This is a genomic window from Mesorhizobium sp. M1A.F.Ca.IN.020.04.1.1 (assembly GCF_003997315.1).
Taxonomy (GTDB): Bacteria; Pseudomonadota; Alphaproteobacteria; order Rhizobiales; family Rhizobiaceae; genus Mesorhizobium.
The window spans coordinates 1-22,690 of sequence record NZ_RZSN01000060.1; the positions used below are offsets into that span (position 1 = coordinate 1).

Sequence of the window (22,690 nt, forward strand, 5' to 3'; positions counted from 1 at the left end):
TTCCGCCAGTTGGAGTGGAGGCGCCTGGGGGATGCCGATGAAAAGATCGACCGACAGGCTGTTGGCGCTGGCGATGCTCGTCGTCGGCTTCGCCTGCTTCGCCAAGCTCTATCTGGCGCTGGGGGGCAAGCCCCCGGCCACGACGAGCGCCGGGATCTTCGGCGCGGCGGGCATGCTTTCGATTCTGGCCGGGCTTTCGTTCCTTGCCGGCCTGCTGCCGGGCGCGCCAAGGCATGAGCCTTCGGCGCCGCTGTTCGGCCGCGACGCTGCGACCGTGCCGGCCGGGCGTCCGCGGCTGCGCCGCATCGCGCTTGCCGTGCCGCTCATTGCCCTTGTCGTCATCCTCGCCGACCAGTTCGGCCGGTGGCGGGAAACAGGGGGCGATGCGGCCGCGCCGGCCAGGGAAGTCGCCTTCGCTCCGGCGGAGCCTGGGACCGAGCCGGCCTCTGCGCCTGTCGCGCCGGCGCCCACGGCCGCATCGTCCGAGCCGGCGGCCGCTCCGCCGCCGCCCGCCGCACCGGCGCAGCCTGCAACCACGCCGGCCCGGCAGACCGCGCTGGCGCCGGCCACGCCGCCGCAGACGCTGGCGCCGCCTCAGCCACCGCCCCCAGCCCAGCCGACCGCGCCGGAAGGCCACCGCGATGCCGTCGTCTGGCTGGCGGTGTCGGCCGACGGCCACCAGATCATGAGCGCCAGCACCGATCGCATGATCAAGCTCTGGGATATCGACGGCAAGCGGCTGATCCGCGACCTCGGCGTCCACAAGGACATGGCGCGCAGCGCGCTCTTCATGCCCGACGGCAGAAGCGCGCTCACCGCCGGCGACGACGGCGAGATCGTGCTGCGCCAGCTTTCCGATGGCACAGTGCTGCATGTCTTCTCGTCCGGAGCGAACGGCGGCGTCCGGCAACTGAAGATCAGCCCCGACGGCAAGCTCGCCGTCAGCGGCCACGACACCGGTTCCGTCGTCGTCTGGGATTTGCAGAAGGGCACGGTGCTGCATGTACTGCCGGGCCACGATTGGTCGGTGAGCTCCGTCGCCATCTCGCCTGATGGCACCAGGGCGCTCACCGGCAGCATCGACGGCGAACTGAAGCTCTGGGACATCCCTGCGGGCAAGCAGCTGCGCAGCTGGCACGGCCACGAGCGCGGCGCCTATGGCGCGGTCTTCCTCGCCGACGGCCACCATGCGGTGACCGGCAGCGGCGACTACACGATAAAAGTCTGGGATCTCGACACCTTCAAGGAGGTCCGCCGCTTCGACGGCCACTCCGGCACCGTCTATGCGCTCGCCTTATCGGCCGACGGCAAACGGCTCGGCTCCGCCTCGCTCGACGGCACGGCGCGGATCTGGAATATGGATACGGGCGCCGAGATCGCCGAGTTCGACCCCGGCACCGGGCCGATCTACTCGGTCGCCTTCGCCGCCGACGGCACGCTTTTGACCGGCGGCATGGATCGCACCATCCGCGATTGGCCGGCGGCAGGCGGGGAGGGCACGGTGCTGTTCGCCGGCGCGCCGCAGTAGCAAAGTAGGAGACTGGCGACAGCTTGGGCGACATCCAATCTCCGCCCTTTGCGGGGGAGATGCCCAACAGGGCAGAGGGGCAAGCGAAGGAATGTGGCCTGTCTGAAGAAAGCCTGTACAAGTATTGTCCAAGCAGCCATCGTCACCATGTGAGCAACACTGCCGAATCCATCTATTTTGTCCTGCAGGAGATCGATCCTGCGACCGGTTCGGCGGTCGCCGAAGCCCGAATTCGCGTCTCAGACCTGGAAGAGCTTCGCGCGGTTCTGGCGTGCGACAGTCCACAGCTATCCGGTTCATGGCATTTGGACCCGGACGACCTCGAGCGACTTGGCGCGATGCATTCCACCTCGCGAGCTTGATCGAAGGCTCAACCGCATCGAGTCCTGGCATCCAATCCGTGAGGTCATACGAATTTCGAGCTGCCGCTGATGCTGGAAGGTCGCAAGCCGCTGGCAGTCTTCCATGACGCTTATCCGGCGGAATGGCTGTCGGAAACGTTGGCTCGCTTCGACCCGTTTGTGCGCTCGGGCCGGTTGGTGCGTCATGTCATCGATACTCCCTTTACCGAAGCCGAGCACGCCCGTTTCCCCGACTTCCAAGGGTGGCGGCGCGCCTTCTTCTCACTCCCCGGGGAGGAGTGGCGGATAGACGCGTTTCTGCTGTTATCGAAAGTGTTCGCCAAAACCGGCTGGAACGAATCTCTCGAGCGGATGGAGGGCTCGCTTCTCGGCTATGAAGATTGGCAGAACGACTGGTGGATCGAACGCAAGTCAAAACACCGAACTAGCACCTCTTCGATCGTCTGAATTGTCGGCAGGACAGCGCCGCCTCTGGCTTGCCGGCCATCTCCCCGACCTTTGGAGATCAGCAGATCGGCTACGGGGCCCTCCCTGCAACGTCGGCGGTTTGGCAAAAGCTTGCGCGACATCCAATCTCCCTCCTTGCGGGGGAGATGCCCGGCAGGGCAGAGGGGGGTGTGACGGATCGCGGCTTACGAATTTCGAGCCAACCTTCGCCGGACGCGTGATTGCTGACAAGAGGTTCGCCAAGCCGTGAATATAGTCGAAGCCTCGATCGCCGACCTGCGCCGCGCGTTGGAAGACGGCACAGTCACAAGCGTCGAGCTCACCGGCGCGTACCTGCGGCGCATCGCCCATTACGACCGCCACGGCATAGCGCTGAACGCCGTGCCCATCCTCAATCCAAAGGTGTTCGAGGAGGCGGCAGCTTCCGACCGCCGACGCCGCGCGGGCAAAACGCTTGGGCCGCTCGACGGCATCCCCTACACCGCCAAGGACAGCTACAAGGTGAAAGGCCTGACGGTCGCGGCCGGCTCGCCGGCCTTCGAGCATCTGATCGCTAGCGAGGACGCCTTCACGATCTCCCGGCTGCGCGCCGCGGGCGCGGTGCTCATCGGCCTCACCAACATGCCGCCGATGGCCAATGGCGGCATGCAGCGCGGCGCCTATGGTCGCGCCGAGAGCCCGTACAACAAGGATTATCTCACCGCTGCCTTCGCCTCCGGCTCGTCGAACGGCTCGGGCACGGCGACGGCCGCCAGCTTCGCCGCCTTCGGGCTCGGCGAAGAAACCTGGTCGTCCGGCCGCGCGCCCGCCTCCAACAACGCGCTGGTCGCCTACACGCCGTCGCGCGGCGTGATCTCGGTACGCGGCAACTGGCCGCTGGTGCCGACCATGGATGTGGTGGTGCCGCATACGCGCAGCGTGCCGGACATGCTGGAGCTCCTCGACGTCATCGTCGCCGACGACCATGACACGCGCGGCGACTTCTGGCGTGTGCAGCCCTGGGTTTCGATCCCGAAGGCATCAGCGCTGAGGCCGGCGAGCTATACCGGGCTTCCCCTGCAAGGCGCGATCGAGGGCAAGCGGCTCGGCGTGCCGAAAATGTATATCGGCAAGGATCTCGGCGCCGACCGGCCGATCGAGACGCGCGCCTCTGTGCTGGAGCTCTGGCGGCAGGCCGCGCATGACCTGCAGGCGCTCGGCGCCGAGGTGGTCGAGGTCGATTTCCCCGTCGTATCGAACTATGAGCGCGACCGTCCGGGCGCGCGCTCTATGGTTGATCGCGGCCTGGTGCCGGAGGAATTTGCAAACCGCGAGATCTGGGACCTGTCAATCTGGTCGTGGGACGATTTCCTGCGCGCCAATGCTGATCCGGCGATTCCCGATCTTGCCACGGTCGATGGCCCGAAAATCTTTCCACAGCCGCCGGGTACGCTGCCCGACCGCTATGGCGACGACGGCTTCGACCTGGCGGACTATGTCGAGCGGGCGAAGAACGGGGTGAGCCCGCTCGAGGCCATCCCCACCATGGAGGACGGGCTGAAGGGGCTGGAAGAGACGCGCCGCATCGACTTCGAGAACTGGCTCGACGCCAACCGCCTCGACGCCGTGGTGCTGCCGGCCGTCGCCGATGTCGGCCCGGCCGATGCGGATGTCAACGAGGCCTCCGCCGATCTTGCCTGGCGCAACGGCACCTGGGTCGCCAACGGCAATCTGGTCTGGCGCCATCTCGGCATCCCGACGGTGACGGCGCCGATGGGCACCATGGCCGACATCGGCATGCCGGTGGGCTTGACCTTCGCCGGCAAGGCCTATGACGACGTGGCGCTGCTGACGATGGCCGGCGGCTACGAGCGCGCCACCCAGCGCCGCACCGTCCCGCTACGCACGCCGCCGCTGGCCGATGATGTGTTTGAACGGAGCGAGGGCACATTGGGTCGCCCCAGCGAAGCGCTGCTTATGCTGGCCCTCACCGCCGAGACAATCCATGCCGGCGACACGGATGAGATCGCGATCGCGCTGGAGATCGACGCGGGCGAGGCCGGGCCGGATGCAGCCGTGAAAGTCCATGTCAACGGCGAACCGGTCGCCATGCAGGGAAGCGGCAACCGCCACACCGGCCGGGCCGTCGTGCCGGCTGCGACGCATCAGGGCTTCCACAGCGTCTGGCGCCGCGCCTACGGCTCGATCGTCACGGCGATCGTGAGGCTGCCGGATCGGCGAGTTGGCGGGGCTTATGTTGTGACCGGCGGGATTGGGTAGGGCGCTTATCTTCTCCCCTTGTGGGAGAAAGAGGATCGGCGGGTAGCGCCGAGACGGATGAGGGTGCTGGAAGAAGATTGAGCGCTCCGGCAGCGGTGCCGTGCCTGTAGGAGGCGGGCGTCCTTAATCTCAAACTAACCAGCGGAACAATAGAGTACATCCATGAATTGGTGGATCGGACTTTGCTGGTCGGCTGGGACCCTTTGCTTTGCGGCGCTCGACTATCGGGCCCGGAAATCGGCCGGCAGGCGACATTCAGACTGGCTCTGGCGCCTGGCCATGTACTTTGCGGTGGGCGGCGGCCTTTTCGCGGCCATGGGATATGCGCCCATCGCCCTTTACCGCTTGGGTGAGTCCATCGTCGGTTTATACAATCATCCACCTGCACCGAAGATGCTGCTGGCTTTCGCAACTACTGCGGTCTGCGTAGTTCTCGCCCTGGAAATTCTTAAGGTAGCCGTTGGAACACTGCGCGAAGCCGGCAGGTCGCTGCCGGGTCGCCACTCAATGAATCCTGCCTGGCGGATCGCTATTGCTCTCGTGTTGTTCGCCATAGCCGTGGGCCTCCTTGCTGGCAGCGTCTATGTTCTGAGGAACCGCTAGCAGAATGCTCTAGCTCGTACGGCCTGAACCCAAGCTCTGGCAAGCGGCGCCGAACTGTCGATCTGCCACAAGGGCGGGGACCACGCTCGTCCCCGTGCTTGACCCACCCCCCACCTCCGCTATCTTCGCGCCCATGCCAGACACCGCTCCCTCGGCCGCCGCTCCGCTGATCGTCATCGACCTCCAGACCGGCATGTTCGACGGCCGTTTCGATCCGCCGATCCATGATGCCGACGTCATTGCCGAGCGCGCGCGAAAACTGATCGATTGGGCGCGGAAAACGGGCCGTAAGGTGGCCTTCGTGCGCCATGACGGGCCGGCGGGCGATCCGCTGGCACCGGGCGCTTCCGGCTGGCCGGTATGGCCGCAGCTCGGCCAGGCGGCCGGCGAACCGACCTTCGGCAAGAGCGTCGGCAATGCCTTCTCCAACGCCGAGCTCGGGCAGTGGGTCGCGGGGCAGGGCGTTCGCGACGTGGTGCTCATCGGCGCGCAGAGCGATTTCTGCGTCGCCGCCACGGTGAAAGGCGCTCTTGCCCAGGGCCTCGGCGTCACCGTCGTTTCGGATGCGCATTCGACGCTCGATTCCGAGGAGGAGAAAGCGCCCGACATCATCGTCCGGCACAACAAAGCCTTCGCCGAGCAGGGCGCGCGGCTGACGACGACCGCGGCGCTGATTGGGGGCTGAGGGCTTGGCTCCTCCTTCTTCCTTGTGGGAAGAACGTGTCGCCGAAGGCGACGGATGAGAAGGGAAAACCAACCAAGGAGCGCTCATGCCAATCCCCTCCCTGCCCTCCGAAGGTGGCTGCCGCTGCGGCCGCGTGCGCCTCAGGATCTCCGCCAAGCCGCTGCTCACCATGGCCTGCCATTGCACCGGCTGCCAGAAGATGTCGTCGAGCGCTTATTCGCTGAGCGCCGCCATTCCCGCGGATGGCTTCGAGATCACCAAGGGCGAGCCGGTGATCGGCGGCCTGCACGGCGCTTCGAAACACTATTTCTGCGGCTACTGCATGAGCTGGATGTTCACCCGGCCGGAGGGGCTCGACTGGTTCGTCAACCTGCGCCCGACCATGCTGGACCACCCCGCCTGGTTCACGCCTTTCGTCGAGACCTGGACCAGCGAGAAGCTGCCATGGGCCGAGACGCCCGCCCTGCACAGCTACGCGGCCCTGCCGGCCTTCGAGGAATATGACGGGCTGGTCGCGGAATACGCCAAGTCCCAGGCCTGATGGCCCAAAACAAAACGGCGACCCGGGTCAGATCGCCGTTCAGTACCAAGGTCGACGCGGCCGTTGGGGGCGACATTGTTGGGGATGTGCTTGGGCGTCCGCGTCGACCAAGGCGGCCTCGTACCGCAGCCTGGACTATGGCATGTTTTTCTCGTGCCGAAACTTCCGCGATAGCGGAATAGGCAGGGAGCAGGGACTTCCCCACCGCCGCTTGGAATTAAGGTTAACGGCGGCGCAGCCGATCGGGCACGCGCGATCTGCCAACCGCGGGTGACCGAGAACTTGGGCGAAACACTTTCTATCCCGATCCGCATTGACCTCTGCCGGCCGAGGGACGACGACTGATGCATCATTGCTGATGGATTGCATCTTGCCCCGCTTTCTCAACGCAAAACTCGCCGACGGCTCCCTGGCCGACCTCACCGTTGCCGATGGCCGCTTCAACGCCATCACGCCCGCCGCCAATGCCGCCGGCGCGGCGCCAGGCGCCGTCGATCTCGCCGGCCAGCTCGTGCTGCCGGCCTTCGTCGAGGGCCACATCCATCTCGACACCTCCTTCTATGGCGATGCCTGGCGCTCGCACATTCCCTGCACCAACGGCTTCGATGTGCGCGAGCGGGTCGCCTTCCAGATGCGGAACCTCGAGCAGGCCGCGCCGATGGAAGAGCGCGCGAAAAACCAGCTCGAGCTTTGCATCGGCAATGGCAGCCTTGCGATGCGCAGCCACGTCATGGTCGACGCCGCGGTCGGGCTGAAACATGTCGAGACGATCCTTGCCGTGCGCGAAAAATATCGCGAGCTGATCGACATCCAGCTCGTCGCCTTCCCGCAAAGCGGCATCCAGTCGTCGCCCGGCACCGCCGAGCTTCTGGACGAGGCTTTGAAGCTCGGCTGCGATCTGATCGGCGGGCTGGACCCGGCAAGCTTCGACCGCGATGTGAAGGGCCATCTCGACGTCGTCTTCGGCCTTGCCGAAAAACACGGCGCCGGAATCGATATCCACCTGCATGACGGCGGCACCCTCGGCCTGTTCGAGATCGAGGAGATCGCCGCGCGGACCACGGCACTGGGCATGCAAGGCAAAGTCGCTGTCAGCCACGCCTATGCGCTGGGCGACATTTCCGCCGACGCGCTGGCCGAAGCCGGCGAGCTGCTCGCCGCCTCCGGCGTCGCCATCATGACCAACGCGCCCGGCAACCATCCTTTCCCGCCGGTGGCGGCATTGCGCAAGGCGGGCGTCACGGTCTTTGCCGGCTCCGACAACATCCGCGATTCCTGGTGGCCCTACGGCGATGGCGACATGCTGAACCGCGCCAACATGATCGGCTACCGCTCCGGCTTCTACGAGGATCGCGAGCTGGAAGCCGCCTACGACGTGGTGAGCCATGCCGGCGCCAGGGCGCTAGGACTCGAAGGCTATGGCATCGCCGTCGGCGCCAAGGCCGATTTCGTCGCGCTCAGGGCCGAGCATGTGCCGGAAGCGGTGGTGGCCGTGCCGAAGGAGCGGACCGTGTATCGCGCGGGCAGGGAAGTGGTCAGGGACGGGAAGGTGGTTGATCGGGCCGGCCTCACCGGCCTGCCATCTGCTTGACAGTCCGATAGCCGTACCGCATTTTCCGGCGAGGCAGGGGAGATTTCGCCATGAAAAAAGAATATTCGAAGCCGACGTTCGTCCGCAAAGGCCGGCTCTCGGCGCAGACCGCGCAGCAACTTCCTTCCGGTGGTACGGACTAACACCTGACGCCTATCTTGGCGGACAAGGCAATCAGCAATTGTGCGCCCGTTATTGCCGGCAGCGCCGCCTGTTGGCACTCGCCTCTAGTCTAGTGCCGCGACGTCGAAACCCAATTTAATTCGCACACAAATGTTTCAGGCCGCTCCGGCTTCGTGAAGCATTTCACCGTCTGCGCGCAATCGCCTGGTTACAGACGCACCTCAAAAGCGGCGCCCGGAGGGCGGCCGCCAGTTCTGCCGCTGCTTTGTGGAGGTTGCGATGTTTAAGAGCCTTAACCGAATTCGCGCCGCGTTCGCGCAGGCGAGCAGGCGCCGCAGGACGACGCGCGAGCTGAACGAACTGCCGCCGGAGATCCGCAAGGACATCGGATGGCCCGATACGGCCCGGGACGACGAGATTCGATTGCCGTTCTAATGCATTGTTGCCCAAAGTGCGGAGCGGTTTGGGGATAAGGGCATGCATAAGCAAAGCCTCGGCCTGCGGTGACGTGATGCCGGCAGCACGGGACGACGAACGCGCCGTCCCTGCTGCCTGGCCAGGCCGTCAGCCGGCGGGCTTGTAGGCCCCGGCAGCCTTGTTGGCGACCTCGAGCACCGCCTTCATGTCGAGTTCTTCGAGGACGACCAGCTCGCTCAACGAGCCGCTCGCGCGCACGGCAAGGGCCATGCCCATCCCGGCGACCTGATCCGGCACCTCGCCATTGACGACGACGTCGTAAATGCCGCGCGTGAACATGACGCTGCTCATCCTGCCGCCGACGCTTTCAAAGAGCGCCTGGATTGCAGCTTCGCGGTTCGATCCCTGCATCAGCCCTTTGGCGGCATGGGGTTCGTAACTTGCCAGTATGGTGACCTTCATGGCTATCTCCTCCAAATATCATTGCCTCAGGCTGTTCAATGGTTTGAGCAGCCGAGGTGATTGTTGTTTCACTGACATTTGACTTGGTCACGGACCGCCCGGGCACCATGGCCAACAGGCGGTTCAGCCGGAGCACGGCTTCGGCTTCAGACAATATGCGCCTATTCTAATATTACGACAATCCCGCGATGAGCGGACCGCCGTCGGTGCCAGATATCTCCATCGGCATTCATGAAGATTTGTGGGCCAAATGTCGTCAGAGCGATGCGCCATGGCCGTTTTGTGTATTCACGCGACGGGCGTGGCCTGATAATAGGTCAACCAACCTGACCTAAATTACTGAAACGAAGCACTGCGGGAGGTGCGCTTTGACCTTGTTGAATCTTCTGGCCTCGCGCTCCTCGCGCATGAAGGCCTCGGAAATCCGCGAGCTCCTCAAACTGCTTGATCAGCCCGACATCATCTCGTTCGCCGGCGGTATTCCCGATGCCTCGCTGTTTCCGGCCGAGCCCATCGGCGACGCCTATCAGGCCGTGCTCGGCGGCGCGGAAGCGGGGGCCGCGCTGCAATACCAGGTCAGCGAAGGTTTCCTGCCCCTGCGCAAATGGCTGGCCAGCTATATGGGCAGGCTCGGCATCCAATGCGACGAGGGCAACATCTTCATCACCTCCGGCTCGCAGCAGGCGCTCGACTATCTCGGCAAGCTGTTTCTGTCGCCGGGCGATACCGCGCTGGTCACCTGGCCGACCTATCTCGGCGCGCTGCAGGCCTTCAACGCCTACGAGCCGCGTTACGACCGGCTGAACATTGCCGGCGGCAACATGACGCCGGAGGCCTATCGCGCGGCAGCCGCGGGCAACGGCGGCAAAGTGAAATTCGCCTATCTGGTGCCGGATTTCGCCAACCCGACCGGCAACACGCTGGATAGCAAGCAGCGCGAGGCGGTGCTCGACCTCGCCGGCGAGCTCGACATCGCCGTCATCGAGGACGCCGCCTATCGGGCGCTGCGCTATTACGGCGAGGCGGTGCCGCCGATCCTGGCGCTGGATTGTGCCCGCTCGGGCGGCATCGACAATGCCCGCACGCTCTTTTGCGGCTCCTTCTCCAAGATCCTGTCGCCAGGCATGCGCGTCGGCTGGGTCTGCGCGCCGCGCCATGTGGTGGAAAAGCTGGTGCTGATGAAACAGGCCTCCGATCTGCACAGCCCGTCGATCAACCAGATGGTCATGCATCGCGTTGCCGAGACCATCTTCGACGCCCAGGTGGAGAAGCTGATCGGTGCCTATCGCCGTCGCCGCGACGCGCTGCTCGGCGCGCTTGAGGAAAACATGCCGGACGGCATTTCCTGGAGCCGGCCGGAAGGCGGCATGTTCGTCTGGCTGACGCTGCCCGAAGGCACTGACGCCACCGCGTTGCTGGCGCGTTCGGTAAAAGAGGCGCGCGTCGCCTTCGTGCCGGGCAACGCCTTTTACGCCGACGGCACTGGCCGCAACACGCTGCGCATGTCCTTCACGCTGGCCGACGACCGCGCGGTGGGCGAGGGCGTGCCGCGATTGGCGAAGCTGCTGAGGTAGCCAATTCCCTCAAAGAGAGATCGACAGCCGGCTATCACCTCCTTCTCGCGCAGGCGTGATTGGTAGTGCGCAGCCGTGATTATAGCCCCGCCGATTCTTCGGCTAGGGTCGCGGCCGATCCAACACCCCCTGGATCGGCAGGCAGCGAAGTCCCACCTTCAAGGCCTCAACGAAAGGGCCCCGACGGCTTCCACCGGCGGGGCTTTTTTGTGTCGGCGATCCGGCGCGAATCGAAACCGCCCTACTTGTTGCAGTTCTGCATGTTCGAGGTCGTATTGCCGCTGGCCGTGTTGTTGTCGGTATCGTTGGCGCCCGTATCCTTGCAGCGATCCTGCATGCCGGCCGGCTGGTTCGTCGAATTCGTGGAATTCATGGAATTCGTGGAATTCGTGGTGGTCGTATCCGTGCCAGGGGTTGTCGGCGTGGTGACCGTGGCACCGCCCGTCGCACTGCCCGAGGCGCCGCCAGTCGTGCCCGAGACGCCGCCCGAAACGCTGCCGCTGGCGTCGCCGCTCGCGCCGGCTGTCTGAGCCATGGCGCCCGAGGTCGCGAGCGCCAGGGTAAGAACGGAAGCTGCGAGAATCTTCTTCATCATCAGGAAATCTCCATTGGTTTGCATCGTTGACTAAGTTTCCAACGGAGCTTTCCAGGGGATGTTCCGGCTGAAAAAATTCGTGAAGAACCGCATAGCTCTGTTTTTCTGAGCCAACAGCCAGATCGCGTGGCGGCACTTTCAGGAAGGGCCGGCAAGGACAAATCGTGTCGCCCGGGTTGGCGAGAGGGGGGATAGTATACACGCATCGCCGCGCGTGACACTGGTCATCCGCAGTGCTCCGGATCCTCTCCTTGTAAGGGAGATCGGCAGCTCCGGCGCCTGCCGACCCGTCACGCAAAGTTGCTCGGCTCCGGCGCGCCTTTCGGATAGACTTTGGGCAATCCAAGTAGAAGGAGTGAAGCCATGACTTCGCGCCTCAGCCTGATTGGACTTGCCTTCGCTGCCTTCGCCACTCAGGCATCCGCCTTCGAGATCTCCAGCCCGTCGGTTTCCAACGACAAGTGGGACGCAAAATATCTCGGCGACAAGCCCGGATGCGGCGGCAAGAGCGTCTCGATCGCGCTTGCCTGGAAGGACCCGCCGGCGGGCACCAGGAGCTACGCGCTCACCATGTTCGATCCCGATGCCAACGACGGCAAGGGGTTCTGGCATTGGCTTGCCTGGAACATCCCGGCAAGCGCCAAGGGCCTCGCCGAAGGCGCCAGCTCCAAAGGCGGCAAGCGCCTGCCGAAGGGCACGGTGTCCGGCATGGGCGGCGTCGGTCGCACCGGCTATTTCGGCCCATGTCCGCCGCCCGGCAGCGGCACGCACCACTATGTCTTCACGCTCTATGCGCTGAGTGAGGCGAAGCTGCGCACGCCGGAAAATCCGTCGCCCGAAATGGTGTCGGTCGCGGCGAAGAGCCAGGCGCTGGCGGAGGCCAGTGTGACGTATACCTACGGGAGGTAGCTGATCTCCCCCCTCGAGGGGGGAGATGGCCGGCAGGCCAAAGCGGGTCGATGCGCGTAGCGCCGACGCCCGAAGAACAATAAGAGGGCAAGTTGGCGCATCATGCGCGCCGACCCTCTCTGTCGCCTTCGGCGACATCTCCCCCCGCAAGGGGAGATCAGCAGCTCACTCCGCCGCTTGCAACCTGTCCTGCGTCTTCGTCTCGAAATCGCTGGCGTCGTGGCGCTCGTGCAGCTGGGAGGCCGGATCGCCGGAGATGCGGTTGACCATGCGGCCGCGCCTTACCGCCGGCCTGGCGTCGATCGCGTCGGCCCAGCGCTGCACGTGCTTGTATTCATGCACGGCGAGGAACTGCGCGGCATCGTTGTAGCTGCGGCCTTTGGCGAGCCCGCCATACCAGGGCCAGACCGCCATGTCGGCGATGGTGTAATCCGGCCCGGCGAGATACTCGCTTTCCGCCAGCCGCCGATCCAGCACGTCCATCTGCCGCTTGGTTTCCATGGCGAAGCGGTCGATGGCGTATTCGATCTTTTCCGGCGCATAGGCGTAGAAATGCCCGAAGCCGCCGCCGAGATAGGGCGCCGAGCCCATCTGCCAGAACAGCCACGAGAAGGTTTCGGCCCGCGCTGCACGCTCCGTCGGCAGAAACTCGCCGAATTTTTCCGCCAGATAGGTGAGGATCGAGCCCGACTCGAACACGCGCACCGGCTTCGGCTCGCTGCGGTCCATCAGCGCCGGGATCTTGGAGTTCGGATTGACCTCGACGAAGCCCGAGCCGAACTGGTCGCCGTCATTGATGCGAATCAGCCAGGCGTCGTATTCGGCGCCCTTGTGGCCGCGCGCCAGCAACTCCTCCAGCATGATCGTCACCTTCTGGCCGTTGGGCGTGGCCAGCGAATAGAGCTGCAGCGGATGCTTGCCGACAGGCAATTCCTTCTCGTGCGTCGGCCCGGCGACTGGCCGGTTGATGGAGGCGAAGGTGCCGCCATTCGGCTTGTTCCAGGTCCAGACTTTCGGCGGGTTGTACTGGTTCATCTCGGGAGGCCTTGTTGCTGTGAGCGGGATGCGGGGTTCGTTGGCGCAAGATTTAGGTGCGGTTGCGCGGGCGTCAAAGAAAAAAGTTCAAATTTCGTTGAACTAACGCTTGGGCCAGCAGCGCCCCGCCTTCTCCGTCAGGGACAGATGCCCTTGCACCGCGTCCCTTTGGCCATACTTATAGAAAAAGACCCGTAATTCAGGATCGACGATGACCATCGAAAAAATCTCGCGCTCCGTCGTGGCCGTGCGCGCCACGGTTCCGGACGACGCCTTCACCGCCAATGCGCTGGGCACGCGCCGTGAGGGCAGCGGCGTGGTGATCCGCGACAGCGGGCTGGTTCTCACCATCGGCTATCTCATCACCGAGGCCGAGGAGGTCTGGCTGACCGACCAGGACGGCCGCGTGGTTGCGGCGCATGCGCTGGCCTATGACCAGGAGACCGGCTTCGGCCTGGTGCAGGCGCTGGCGCCGCTCGGGCTGCCGGCAGTCAAGTTCGGCAATGCCAGGAAGGCCAATATCGGCGACGCCGTGACGCTTGCCGACGGCATCGGCCAGCAGGTCGACGCCCACATCGTCACCAAGCAGGAATTCGCCGGCTATTGGGAATATCTCATCGACGAGGCGATCTTCACCGCGCCGGCGCATCCCTCGTGGGGTGGTGCTGCGCTGTTCGACCGTGACGGCAAGCTGCTCGGCGTCGGCTCGCTGCGCCTGCAGATGAGCCGCGCCGGCGAGGTTGCCGACATCAACATGATCGTGCCGATCGACCTTCTGACGCCGATCCTCGACGATCTGGTCAAGCGCGGTCAGGTCGCCAAGCCGCCGCGCCCGTGGCTCGGCGCCTTCTCGGCGGAGTCGAACGGCATGGTGGTGGTGATGAGCGTCGCCGAAGGTGGTCCCGCGGCAAAGGCTGGCCTTCGCCAAGGCGACATCATCTCCGACGTGCGCGACGGCGAGGTTGACGGTCTCGCCGACTTCTATCGAAAACTCTGGCAGAACCCGGCCGGCGCGGAAATTCCGTTGCGCGTCGTGCGCGACGGCCGTGAGACCTGGCTTCGCGTAAAATCGGCCGACCGCAACTCCTTCCTCAAGAAGCCGCAGCTGCAGTAACGTGCATCCAAGGCTGCTGAAGACCTTTCTCGCGGTCGCGCGCACACGCAACGTCACGCGCGCGGCGGGCGAGCTCAATCTCGCACAGTCGAGCGTCAGCGACCAGATCCAGGCGCTCGAGGCCGAGCTGGGCGCGACGCTGTTCATACGGTCGCGGCAAGGGCTGGACCTGACGCCGGCCGGCGAGGCGCTGCAACCTTACGCCGAGGAATTCCTGGCGCTCGCCGACGACGCCCGGACCGCCATCGATGCCACCAAGGCCGAGACGGCCGGCAGCCTGTCGATCGGCGCGCTCGAGACGATCGCTTCGGCAAAACTTCCCGGCTGGCTCGCCGATTTCCAGGCCGTTCATCCCGACATCGACATCAGGCTGAAAATCGCAGGCAGCGGCGAGTTGCGCCGCAGGCTGGGAGAGGGTGGGATCGACGTCGCCTTCTGCTTCGACAGACCGGGCGCCAGCGAGCCCGACGAGCGCTTCGCCAGGCGCCCCGTCGCGGCCGAGCCGCTGGTGCTGATCGCGCCGCCGGGCGAGAACCGGGCGGATGTCGATCTGGCGGAGCTTGCCGAAAAGCGTTTCGTCGCCACCGAAACCGGATGCGTCTACCGCGTCATGGTCGACACGGCCTTCACCGAGGCGGGCCTCGGCGGACCGAAGCTCGCGGCCGAGGCTGGCAGCATTGACGCCATCGCCGGCTTGGTGGCGGCCGGCGCCGGCTTCGGCCTTGTGCCGCGGCTGGCGGTCGCCGCGGCGCTCGATCGCGGCGAGGTGGCCGAGATCGCATGGCCGGGCCCGATCCGCTCGGCGGAGCTGGTCATGATCTGGCGGCGCCGGCGCGTCCAGCCGCCGGCGCTGAAGCTCTTGCTCGCGGCGATGGGCGAAAACTTCGCGCTCGTCAGACCAGCCGCTGCCCGCCCTCGACATGCAGCGTCGTTCCCGTCGTAAAGCCGTTGCCCATCAGGAAGCGGATCGCGTCCGCAATGTCTTCCGGCCGTCCGACCCGTCCCGCCGGCAGGCGCTTCGCCATCGCGGCAAGCGTCTCGTCCTTCGCATCGCCGGCAACGAATTGCCAGATCGGCGTGTCGACCCAGCCGGGCGAGACGGCATTGACGCGGATCGGCGCCAGCTCGATGGCCAAGGCCCGCACCAGCCCTTCGAGCCCGGCGTTGACGGCCGCGACCACCGAGCCGCGCGCGGCCGGGCGGTAGGCGGCAATGCCGGAGACGAAGGTGAGCGAACCATTGGCCGAAAGTTTCGGCGCGCCATGCTTGGCCAACAGCAGCGGCCCGTAGAACTTGCTGTCGACAACCTTTTGCGCTGCCGAAAGCTCGATGTCGGGCAAAAGCCGGTAGGCGCCTTCGATATCGGCCGCCGTGCTGACGATATGCTCGAGCCGGCCGATGCGCGCGAACAGCGCCGCGACCTCGGCCTCGCGGCTGATGTCTGCCACCGCCGTTGCCAGCGCGGCCGGGCAGCCGAGCTCATCGCGCGCGGCGTTCAGCCTCGCTGCATTGCGCCCGGCGATGATGACGCCGGAGCCTTCGGCGAGGCAGCGCCTGGCAAGCGCCAGCCCCATGCCCGAACTGCCGCCGACGATCAGGACTTTTGTCTCGTCCATGTCCATGCCTTTCCTTTGCATGGACGGTGATGTGGCAGGCCGGCCGGCGGAGCGGAAACGGAAGAAACCGATAGTGTTATCGGAGAGTCCGATGGTTGGCTGGCGCGGCTTTGATAATTCAACCAGGCAGGGCAGGGGGGCGCCAAGAAACGCGGCCTTAAATTCCCACGACTATAAGCTAAGGCGGCGGCGTCTCGACAGGGCTGGCGGGACAGCGCGCCCTCTGGTCTGCCGGCCGTCTCCCCAACAAAGGGGAAGATCGGAGCCTCGGCTCAGGCAAGAAGGAACACCGATGGCCCCCATCAAGGTCGACCCGAGCAAGGTCCACGAGTTCTCGGACGCTGAAAGCTTCTACGCCTGGATCAGCCAAAACCACGCCGGCGAAAGCGAGGTCTGGATCAAGATCCACAAGGTTGGCTCTGGCCTTCCTTCGATCACGCCGAAGGAAGCGATCGACGTCGTGCTCTGCTTCGGCTGGATCGATGCGGTGCGCAAGTCGCTCGACGAGAAGAGCTTTCTGCAGCGCTACACGCCGCGCGGCAGGAAGAGCATCTGGAGCAGGATCAACGTCGACAACGTCGCGCGCTTGATCGAAGAGGGCCGCATGACGGAGCATGGCCTGCGCGAAGTCGAGGCGGCCAAAGCCGATGGCCGCTGGGACCGCGCCTATGGCGGCTCGAAAGAGATGACAATTCCGCCCGACCTGCAGGCCGCGATCGATGCCGAACCGAAGGCCAAAGCGATTCTGGCAAAGCTTTCGGCGCAGAACCGTTTCGCGCTCGCCTTCCGCGTCCACAACATGAAGACCGAGGCGGGGCGCAAGAAGAAGATCGAGACGTTCGTCGAAATGCTGAAGCGCGGCGAGACGATCTATCCGCAGAAGAAGTAGGGCACGATCCGGACCGGACGACCGCGCCAGCGACCCGGTAAGCAAAAACGCCGCCTTTGAGGGACGGCGTTTCCGGGAAGCGATGATCCCGAACCCTGTTGAAGCGGTCCGGGATCATTCGGTCATGAAGTCTTTGGCCAATTGCTGAAAAGCCAAAAGCCGGCGACGCGCCTTATGCGGCGACCTTCTTGCCGTGCTTCTTGTGGGTACGCTTCTTGGTGTGGTGCTTCACATGATGCTTCTTGGCGTGATGCTTCGAGTGCTTCTTCACGTGATGCTTGCGGGCGTGACGGCGATGATGCTTGACATGCTTCTTGTGCGGGCCGTTGGCGTCCGGCTTGGCCGTCTCGGTGGCCGCAGCCGGAGCCGCGGTGGTCGTCGTGGTCGCAGCCGTCGTGGTCGCGGCGGCGTTGGCTTCGGTAGTGCCGAGCGCCGGCACCGCGAAAGCAAGCGCGACCGCCAGGCCGAGAACGGAGAGAAGGGTCTTTTTCATAAGTCGGCATTCCTTTTTCGAAGATCGATATCAGGTTGTCGCTGGCCGTAGTTCGGCTGCTCCGGTGCCGCTTATGACAGCCGGTCTTTTCGCGAGTTTTTCCGGGCTGTTGAATCTTGTTTCCGGACTGTGTCTGGCGGGGAGGGGCGCTTGCTGGTCAATTCGACCTGCCCCGGCTGGGTCGCGACATGGGCGATGCCGGCGGCCGCCCCGTCGCGCAAGGCGCGGCCGGCATCGTCTGCGCCGCAACCTTGCCCGACGGTCCGACCGGCGGCTTTTTAGCGATGGCAAGCGGCTGCCCTGGTGAAGGGACACCATGCTGCCCCCAACCTATCCGCATGCTACGAAAATAGCATTCCCGGCCAGCGAAATGTGATGCTAGGCTCGCGCCCGTGCACCCAAGGCGCGCGGCGGCCCAGCCGCAAACGAGCAGGCCCGCAAGAATAGGAGTGGCAGGCGGGATCGAGGCCTCAATCCACAATCCGACGGAACTGTTGAACCATTGCGAGGTCCGCCGCGTTTCCCGTGGTTGACCACAAGGGAGGAACTACCAGTGAAAGCATCCTATCTCGTCTCCGCCGCGCTCATTGCGGCATCCGCAATGCCGGCGGCGGCTGGCGAAATCTCGGACGGCAAGGTCAAGATCGGCATCTTGAACGACCAGTCCGGCGTCTATGCCGATTTCGGCGGCAAATGGTCGGTCGAGGCCGCCAAGATGGCGGTCGAGGATTTCGGCGGCAAGGTGCAGGGCGCGCCGATCGAGATCGTCAGCGCCGACCACCAGAACAAGCCGGACATCGCCTCCAACATCGCGCGCCAGTGGTACGACACCGAGCAGGTCGACGCGATCATGGAGCTCACCACGTCTTCCGTCGCGCTCGCCGTCCAGGGGCTTTCCAAGGAAAAGAAGAAGATCGACATCGTCACCGGCGCCGCCTCCACCGACCTCACCGGCAAGCAGTGCTCGCCCTATGGTTTCCACTGGGCCTACGACACCCACTCCCAAGCGGTCGGCACCGGCGGCGCACTGGTGCAGCAGGGCGGCGACAGCTGGTATTTCATCACCGTCGACTATGCATTCGGCTATTCGCTGAAGGACCAGACCGCCAAGCTCGTGGAATCCAGTGGCGGCAAGGTGCTGGGCGAGGTGCGCTATCCGCTTGGCTCCACCGACTATTCCTCCTTCCTGCTGCAGGCGCAGTCCTCCGGCGCCAAGATCATCGGCCTAGCCAATGCCGGCCTCGACACCTCGAACTCGATCAAGCAGGCGGCCGAGTTCGGCATCGTCGCCGGCGGCCAGCGGCTGGCGGCGCTGCTCTTCACGCTGGCCGAGGTGCATGGCCTTGGCCTGCAGGCGGCGCAGGGCGTTGTGCTGACGGAAGGCTATTACTGGGACCGCGACGATGTGAGCCGCGATTTCGCGCAACGCTTCTTCAAGCGCACCAACCGCATGCCAAACATGGTTCAGGCCGGCACCTACTCAGCGGTGACGCAGTATCTGAAGGCCATCGACAAGGCCGGCACCGACGAGACCGAAGCGGTGGCCAAGCAATTGCATGAGATGCCGGTCAACGACGTGTTCACTGTGAACGGCAAGGTGCAGGCCGACGGCTCGATGGTGCACGACATGTATCTCTACCAGGTCAAGAAGCCGGAGGAGAGCAAGAAGGACTGGGACTACTACACCTACCTGGCGACCATTCCCGGCGACAAGGCCTTCATGAAGGCCGAGGACAGCGGCTGCCCGCTCGTCAGCAAGTGACGCTCGACACCGCCACCGCCGTCCGCCGGGACGGCATCGACCAGACGCCGCGGGTGGTGCTTTCCGCCCGCGGCCTGCGGCGCGACTTCGCCGGATTCGTCGCCGTGAAGGATGTCGACCTCGACGTCCACCACGGCAGGATCCATGCCTTGATCGGCCCGAATGGCGCCGGCAAGACCACCATCTTCAACCTGTTGACCAAATTCCTGCAGCCGACCAGCGGCACCATCCAGCTGCTCGGCACCGACATTACCCGCACGCCGCCGGCCAGGGTGGCGCGCATGGGGCTTGTACGCTCCTTCCAAATATCGGCGATCTTTCCGCATCTCAGCGTGCTCGACAATGTGCGCGTCGCGCTGCAGCGTCCGGGCGGGCTGGGCTATCAGTTCTGGCGCTCGGTCTCGGCGCTGGACCAGCTGACGCCCCGGGCGCGCGAGCTGCTCGCCATCGTCGGGCTCGACGACGCCGCGCATCGGCTGGCGGGCGATCTCTCCTATGGCAGGAAGCGTGTGCTGGAAATCGCCACCACGCTGGCGCTCGATCCAAAAGTTCTGCTGCTCGACGAGCCGATGGCCGGCATGGGGCATGAGGATGTCGGCACGATCTCAGGCATCATCCGGTCGCTGGCGAAAGACCGCGCCGTGCTGATGGTCGAGCACAACCTCACCGTCGTTGCCGATCTCTGCGACTGGATCACCGTCATGCAGCGCGGCCAGGTGCTTGCCGCCGGCGACTACGCGACTGTGAGCCAGGACGAGCGCGTGCGCGTCGCCTATATGGGGACCGAGCATGAGTGAGCCACTGCTTGCCGTGCGCGACCTTCATGCCTGGTACGGCGAGGGCCATGCGCTGCACGGTGTCAACCTCGAAGTCCTGCGCGGCGAGACGGTTACGCTGCTTGGCCGCAACGGCGTCGGCAAGACGACGACGCTGCGCGCCATCATGGGGCTGATCCGCAAACGGACGGGCAGCGTCACTTTCAATGGCAAGGACCTGATCCGCCTGCCGCTGCACCGCGTCGCCCACCAGGGCATCGGTTTCGTGCCGGAGGAGCGCGGCATCTTCGCCACGCTCACCGTCGACGAAAATCTGATCCTCCCGCCGGTGGTGGCCAAGGGCGGCATGAGCGTGGAGGAGATCTTCGACCTCTTCCCCAACCTCAAGGAACGTCGCAACAGCCAGGGCACGAAGCTTTCCGGCGGCGAGCAGCAGATGCTGGCGATCGCCCGCATCCTGAGGACCGGCGTCGAAATGCTTTTGCTCGACGAGCCGACCGAAGGCCTTGCGCCGGTCATCGTCCAGCGCATCGGCGAATTGTTGGCGACGCTGAAGAAGCGTGGCATGACCATCCTTTTGGTCGAGCAGAATTTCCGCTTCGCCGCCCGCATCGCCGATCGCTTCTACCTGATGGATCACGGCAAGGTGGTGGAAGGTTTCCCGGTCGGCCAGCTTTCCGCGCACACCGACAAACTGCACGAGGTGCTGGGAGTATGATGGCCAAATGACCATGATCTTCGGCATCCCCATCCAAGCCTTGCTCGGCCAACTGCTTGTCGGCCTGATCAACGGCTCTTTTTACGCCATGCTCAGCCTCGGGCTGGCCGTCATCTTCGGGCTCTTGCGCATCATCAATTTCGCCCATGGCGCGCTCTATATGTTCGGCGCCTTCATCGGCTATCTGCTGCTCGTCCATCTCGGCATCGGCTACTGGCCGGCGCTGATCATCGTGCCTTTGGCCGTCGGCCTGTTCGGCATCGTGGTGGAGCGCGTAGCACTGTCGCGGCTCTACCGGCTCGACCCGCTTTATGGCCTGCTTTTCACCTTCGGCCTTGCGCTGGTCATCGAAGGCGTGTTCCGCTTCTATTATGGCGTCTCCGGCAATCCTTACGCGGTGCCGACCCTGCTTGCCGGAGGCACCAATCTCGGCTTCATGTTCCTGCCCAATTACCGCGGCTGGGTGGTGGTGGCCTCGCTCATCGTCTGCATCGGCACCTGGCTGCTGATCGAAAAGACCAGGCTCGGCTCCTATTTGCGCGCCGCCACGGAGAACCCCGAGCTGGTGCAGGCTTTCGGCGTCAACGTGCCACTGCTGCTGACGCTCACTTATGGGCTGGGCGCAGCACTTGCCGGGCTGGCCGGCATTCTTGCGGCGCCCGTCTACCAGGTCAGCCCGCTGATGGGATCGGACCTCATCATCGTCGTCTTCGCCGTCGTCGTGGTCGGCGGCATGGGCTCGATCCTCGGCGCCATCGTCACCGGCTACATGCTCGGCCTCGCCGAGGGCCTGACCAAAGTTTTCTATCCGGAGGCCTCGAACCTGGTGGTCTTCGTCATCATGGCAATCGTGCTTTTGCTCCGCCCCGCGGGCCTGTTCGGAAGGGACGCGTAAGATGAGCGAGGCGACCCTTCACGCAGAGCGCGCCGCTGCCTCCGTCCGGCTGGAACGGGCGCTTGTGGCGCTGGGGGTCGTGGCGCTCATCGCCGCCCCCTTCCTCATCTATCCGATCTTCGTCATGAAGATGCTGTGCTTCGCGCTGTTCGCCTGCGCCTTCAACCTGCTCCTCGGCTACACCGGGCTGCTCTCCTTCGGCCACGCCGCCTTCTTTGGCGGCGCCGCCTATTTCTGCGCCTATGCCGTGAAAGCCTGGGGCTGGCCGCCGGAGGCCGGCATCCTGCTCGGCGCTGCGGGCGCGGCAGGCATGGGCCTCGTCGTCGGCTTCCTCGCCATCCGCCGGCAAGGCATCTATTTCGCCATGATCACGCTGGCGATGGCGCAGATGTTCTATTTCTTCTGCGTGCAGGCGCCCTTCACCGAAGGCGAGGACGGCATCCAGGGCGTGCCGCAGGGCCATCTCTTCGGCATGCTCGACCTCAACGTGCCGATGAACATGTATTTCTTCGTGCTCGCCATCTTCCTGATCGGCCTCTTCGCCATCTGGCGCATCGTCAACTCGCCCTTCGGCATGATCCTGCGCTCGATCCGCGAGAACGAGAACCGTGCCATTTCGCTCGGCTATTCCGTCGGCCGCTACAAGCTCGCCGCCTTCGTCATGTCGGCGGCCCTTGCCGGCCTCGCCGGCGCGGTGAAGGCGATCGTCTTCCAGTTCGCGACCCTCACCGACGTCACCTGGCAGATGTCGGGCGAGGTCCTCCTGATGACGCTTCTTGGCGGCATCGGCACCATGGTCGGCCCGGTGGTCGGCGCCGGCCTCGTCGTCGGCCTCGAGAACACCCTTGCCACCTCCGGCTTCCCAGTGACGATAGCGACCGGCGTGATCTTCATGGTCTGCGTGCTGATCTTCCGGCGCGGGATCGTTGGGGAGATCTATGCGCGGTTGCTGGGGAGGGAGGGCGGCAAGAGCTCTTAAGCAGCCGCCTCGAACCGTTTAATTTCCTTGAGCTCTTCCTGCAGCGACGCGCCCTCCACGGCAAGGTCGTAACTGGCTTGCATGTTCATCCAGAACTGTGGCGTGGTCCCAAAGAATTTGGCGAGACGCAGAGCGGTGTCCGGCGTAACGGGCGTGGTCTCGTTGGCGAGGCGCTCGATACGGGTACGTGGGACGTGAAGCTTTTTCGCCAGGGTGTAGGGCTTCAGGTCGAGTGGCTCTAGGAACTCGGCCCGCAATATCTCGCCGGGATGAATAGGCTTATCGAGGTTGATCATTGGTTCCGCTCCTGTCGGATA

26 protein-coding genes are annotated in these 22,690 nt (G+C 64.8%); 20 read left to right on the plus strand and 6 right to left on the minus strand.

Annotation, left to right across the window (positions count from 1 at the left end):
* Window positions 1–37 precede the first annotated feature (37 nt).
* The 10 genes from EOA49_RS14490 (at window position 38) to EOA49_RS14535 (ending at window position 8,574) form a co-directional block, all read left to right on the plus strand.
* A complete protein-coding gene (locus tag EOA49_RS14490; RefSeq protein ID WP_127240623.1) occupies window positions 38–1,528 on the plus strand; it encodes a WD40 repeat domain-containing protein in 1,491 nt (496 codons plus the stop codon).
* A 23-nt stretch (window positions 1,529–1,551) separates the two neighbouring features.
* Window positions 1,552–1,890 (plus strand): hypothetical protein, encoded by a 339-nt coding sequence (locus tag EOA49_RS14495; RefSeq protein WP_127240622.1) that lies wholly within the window; start codon window positions 1,552–1,554, stop codon window positions 1,888–1,890.
* Window positions 1,891–1,959: 69 nt separating this feature from the next.
* The gene (locus EOA49_RS14500; RefSeq protein WP_206519898.1) at window positions 1,960–2,337 is read left to right on the plus strand and encodes a hypothetical protein; all 378 of its coding nucleotides are present in this window, start codon (window positions 1,960–1,962) and stop codon (window positions 2,335–2,337) included.
* A gap of 246 nt (window positions 2,338–2,583) precedes the next feature.
* Window positions 2,584–4,596, plus strand: coding sequence for an amidase (locus EOA49_RS14505; protein ID WP_127240621.1), 2,013 nt, complete (start codon window positions 2,584–2,586; stop codon window positions 4,594–4,596).
* A 279-nt stretch (window positions 4,597–4,875) separates the two neighbouring features.
* On the plus strand, window positions 4,876–5,199 hold the full coding sequence (locus tag EOA49_RS14510) for a hypothetical protein (protein ID WP_127240620.1): 324 nt from the start codon (window positions 4,876–4,878) through the stop codon (window positions 5,197–5,199).
* 133 nt (window positions 5,200–5,332) lie between these two features.
* Window positions 5,333–5,884, plus strand: a complete 552-nt coding sequence (locus EOA49_RS14515) for an isochorismatase family protein (RefSeq protein WP_127240619.1) — start codon at window positions 5,333–5,335, stop codon at window positions 5,882–5,884.
* A gap of 85 nt (window positions 5,885–5,969) precedes the next feature.
* Entirely contained in the window at window positions 5,970–6,425 is a 456-nt protein-coding gene (locus EOA49_RS14520) for a GFA family protein (protein WP_127216440.1), read from the plus strand.
* Between the two features lie 358 nt (window positions 6,426–6,783).
* Window positions 6,784–8,016: an amidohydrolase family protein gene (locus tag EOA49_RS14525; protein ID WP_127240618.1), complete on the plus strand. Its 1,233-nt coding sequence runs from the start codon at window positions 6,784–6,786 to the stop codon at window positions 8,014–8,016.
* Between the two features lie 50 nt (window positions 8,017–8,066).
* Window positions 8,067–8,159, plus strand: coding sequence for a putative RiPP precursor (locus tag EOA49_RS14530; protein WP_127240617.1), 93 nt, complete (start codon window positions 8,067–8,069; stop codon window positions 8,157–8,159).
* A 259-nt stretch (window positions 8,160–8,418) separates the two neighbouring features.
* Window positions 8,419–8,574, plus strand: a complete 156-nt coding sequence (locus EOA49_RS14535) for a DUF1127 domain-containing protein (protein WP_095824518.1) — start codon at window positions 8,419–8,421, stop codon at window positions 8,572–8,574.
* Window positions 8,575–8,703: 129 nt separating this feature from the next.
* On the opposite strand, the gene EOA49_RS14540 is transcribed toward EOA49_RS14535, so the two are convergent.
* Window positions 8,704–9,018: a GYD domain-containing protein gene (locus EOA49_RS14540; RefSeq protein ID WP_095824517.1), complete on the minus strand. Its 315-nt coding sequence runs from the start codon at window positions 9,016–9,018 to the stop codon at window positions 8,704–8,706.
* 407 nt (window positions 9,019–9,425) lie between these two features.
* Between EOA49_RS14540 and EOA49_RS14545 the strand changes: the two genes are divergently transcribed.
* Window positions 9,426–10,592 (plus strand): PLP-dependent aminotransferase family protein, encoded by a 1,167-nt coding sequence (locus tag EOA49_RS14545; RefSeq protein ID WP_206519900.1) that lies wholly within the window; start codon window positions 9,426–9,428, stop codon window positions 10,590–10,592.
* A gap of 241 nt (window positions 10,593–10,833) precedes the next feature.
* Here the strand turns inward: EOA49_RS14545 and EOA49_RS14550 are convergent, their stop codons facing one another.
* Window positions 10,834–11,187 carry a hypothetical protein gene (locus EOA49_RS14550; RefSeq protein WP_095824669.1) on the minus strand — a complete coding sequence of 118 codons (354 nt, stop codon included), beginning with the start codon at window positions 11,185–11,187 and terminating at the stop codon, window positions 10,834–10,836.
* A 363-nt stretch (window positions 11,188–11,550) separates the two neighbouring features.
* Here EOA49_RS14550 and EOA49_RS14555 point away from each other — a divergent pair, with 363 nt between their 5' ends.
* On the plus strand, window positions 11,551–12,096 hold the full coding sequence (locus EOA49_RS14555) for a YbhB/YbcL family Raf kinase inhibitor-like protein (protein WP_127240615.1): 546 nt from the start codon (window positions 11,551–11,553) through the stop codon (window positions 12,094–12,096).
* A 165-nt stretch (window positions 12,097–12,261) separates the two neighbouring features.
* Here EOA49_RS14555 and yghU read toward each other — a convergent pair whose 3' ends face one another.
* Entirely contained in the window at window positions 12,262–13,131 is an 870-nt protein-coding gene (gene yghU / locus EOA49_RS14560) for a glutathione-dependent disulfide-bond oxidoreductase (protein WP_066998468.1), read from the minus strand.
* A 211-nt stretch (window positions 13,132–13,342) separates the two neighbouring features.
* On the opposite strand from yghU, the gene EOA49_RS14565 reads away from it, so the two are divergent.
* Window positions 13,343–14,245 (plus strand): S1C family serine protease, encoded by a 903-nt coding sequence (locus tag EOA49_RS14565; RefSeq protein WP_095778255.1) that lies wholly within the window; start codon window positions 13,343–13,345, stop codon window positions 14,243–14,245.
* Window position 14,246: 1 nt separating this feature from the next.
* Window positions 14,247–15,188: a LysR family transcriptional regulator gene (locus EOA49_RS14570; RefSeq protein ID WP_127243212.1), complete on the plus strand. Its 942-nt coding sequence runs from the start codon at window positions 14,247–14,249 to the stop codon at window positions 15,186–15,188.
* On the opposite strand, the gene EOA49_RS14575 is transcribed toward EOA49_RS14570, so the two are convergent.
* Window positions 15,139–15,867, minus strand: a complete 729-nt coding sequence (locus tag EOA49_RS14575) for an SDR family oxidoreductase (RefSeq protein ID WP_127242301.1) — start codon at window positions 15,865–15,867, stop codon at window positions 15,139–15,141. The two genes, EOA49_RS14570 and EOA49_RS14575, sit on opposite strands and share 50 nt — an antisense overlap.
* 286 nt (window positions 15,868–16,153) lie before the next feature.
* Between EOA49_RS14575 and EOA49_RS14580 the strand changes: the two genes are divergently transcribed.
* Complete coding sequence (locus tag EOA49_RS14580) at window positions 16,154–16,750, plus strand: YdeI/OmpD-associated family protein (RefSeq protein WP_127243213.1); 597 nt, start codon at window positions 16,154–16,156, stop codon at window positions 16,748–16,750.
* Window positions 16,751–16,922: 172 nt separating this feature from the next.
* Here EOA49_RS14580 and EOA49_RS14585 read toward each other — a convergent pair whose 3' ends face one another.
* On the minus strand, window positions 16,923–17,243 hold the full coding sequence (locus EOA49_RS14585) for a hypothetical protein (RefSeq protein ID WP_127241562.1): 321 nt from the start codon (window positions 17,241–17,243) through the stop codon (window positions 16,923–16,925).
* A 553-nt stretch (window positions 17,244–17,796) separates the two neighbouring features.
* On the opposite strand from EOA49_RS14585, the gene EOA49_RS14595 reads away from it, so the two are divergent.
* The 5 genes from EOA49_RS14595 to EOA49_RS14615 are packed head-to-tail and all read left to right on the plus strand — an operon-like array spanning window position 17,797 to window position 22,373.
* Window positions 17,797–19,005 carry an ABC transporter substrate-binding protein gene (locus EOA49_RS14595; protein WP_066998453.1) on the plus strand — a complete coding sequence of 403 codons (1,209 nt, stop codon included), beginning with the start codon at window positions 17,797–17,799 and terminating at the stop codon, window positions 19,003–19,005.
* Window positions 19,002–19,802, plus strand: coding sequence for an ABC transporter ATP-binding protein (locus EOA49_RS14600; RefSeq protein WP_245460658.1), 801 nt, complete (start codon window positions 19,002–19,004; stop codon window positions 19,800–19,802). Before EOA49_RS14595 ends, EOA49_RS14600 begins: the two co-directional genes overlap by 4 nt.
* Window positions 19,795–20,499, plus strand: a complete 705-nt coding sequence (locus tag EOA49_RS14605; RefSeq protein ID WP_066998451.1) for an ABC transporter ATP-binding protein — start codon at window positions 19,795–19,797, stop codon at window positions 20,497–20,499. The genes EOA49_RS14600 and EOA49_RS14605 overlap by 8 nt, the downstream gene beginning before the upstream one ends.
* A 7-nt stretch (window positions 20,500–20,506) precedes the next feature.
* A complete protein-coding gene (locus EOA49_RS14610; protein WP_066998448.1) occupies window positions 20,507–21,394 on the plus strand; it encodes a branched-chain amino acid ABC transporter permease in 888 nt (295 codons plus the stop codon).
* Window position 21,395: 1 nt separating this feature from the next.
* Complete coding sequence (locus tag EOA49_RS14615; RefSeq protein WP_127243214.1) at window positions 21,396–22,373, plus strand: branched-chain amino acid ABC transporter permease; 978 nt, start codon at window positions 21,396–21,398, stop codon at window positions 22,371–22,373.
* Here EOA49_RS14615 and EOA49_RS14620 read toward each other — a convergent pair.
* On the minus strand, window positions 22,370–22,669 hold the full coding sequence (locus tag EOA49_RS14620) for a HigA family addiction module antitoxin (protein WP_067322571.1): 300 nt from the start codon (window positions 22,667–22,669) through the stop codon (window positions 22,370–22,372). The two genes, EOA49_RS14615 and EOA49_RS14620, sit on opposite strands and share 4 nt — an antisense overlap.
* Window positions 22,670–22,690 lie beyond the last annotated feature (21 nt).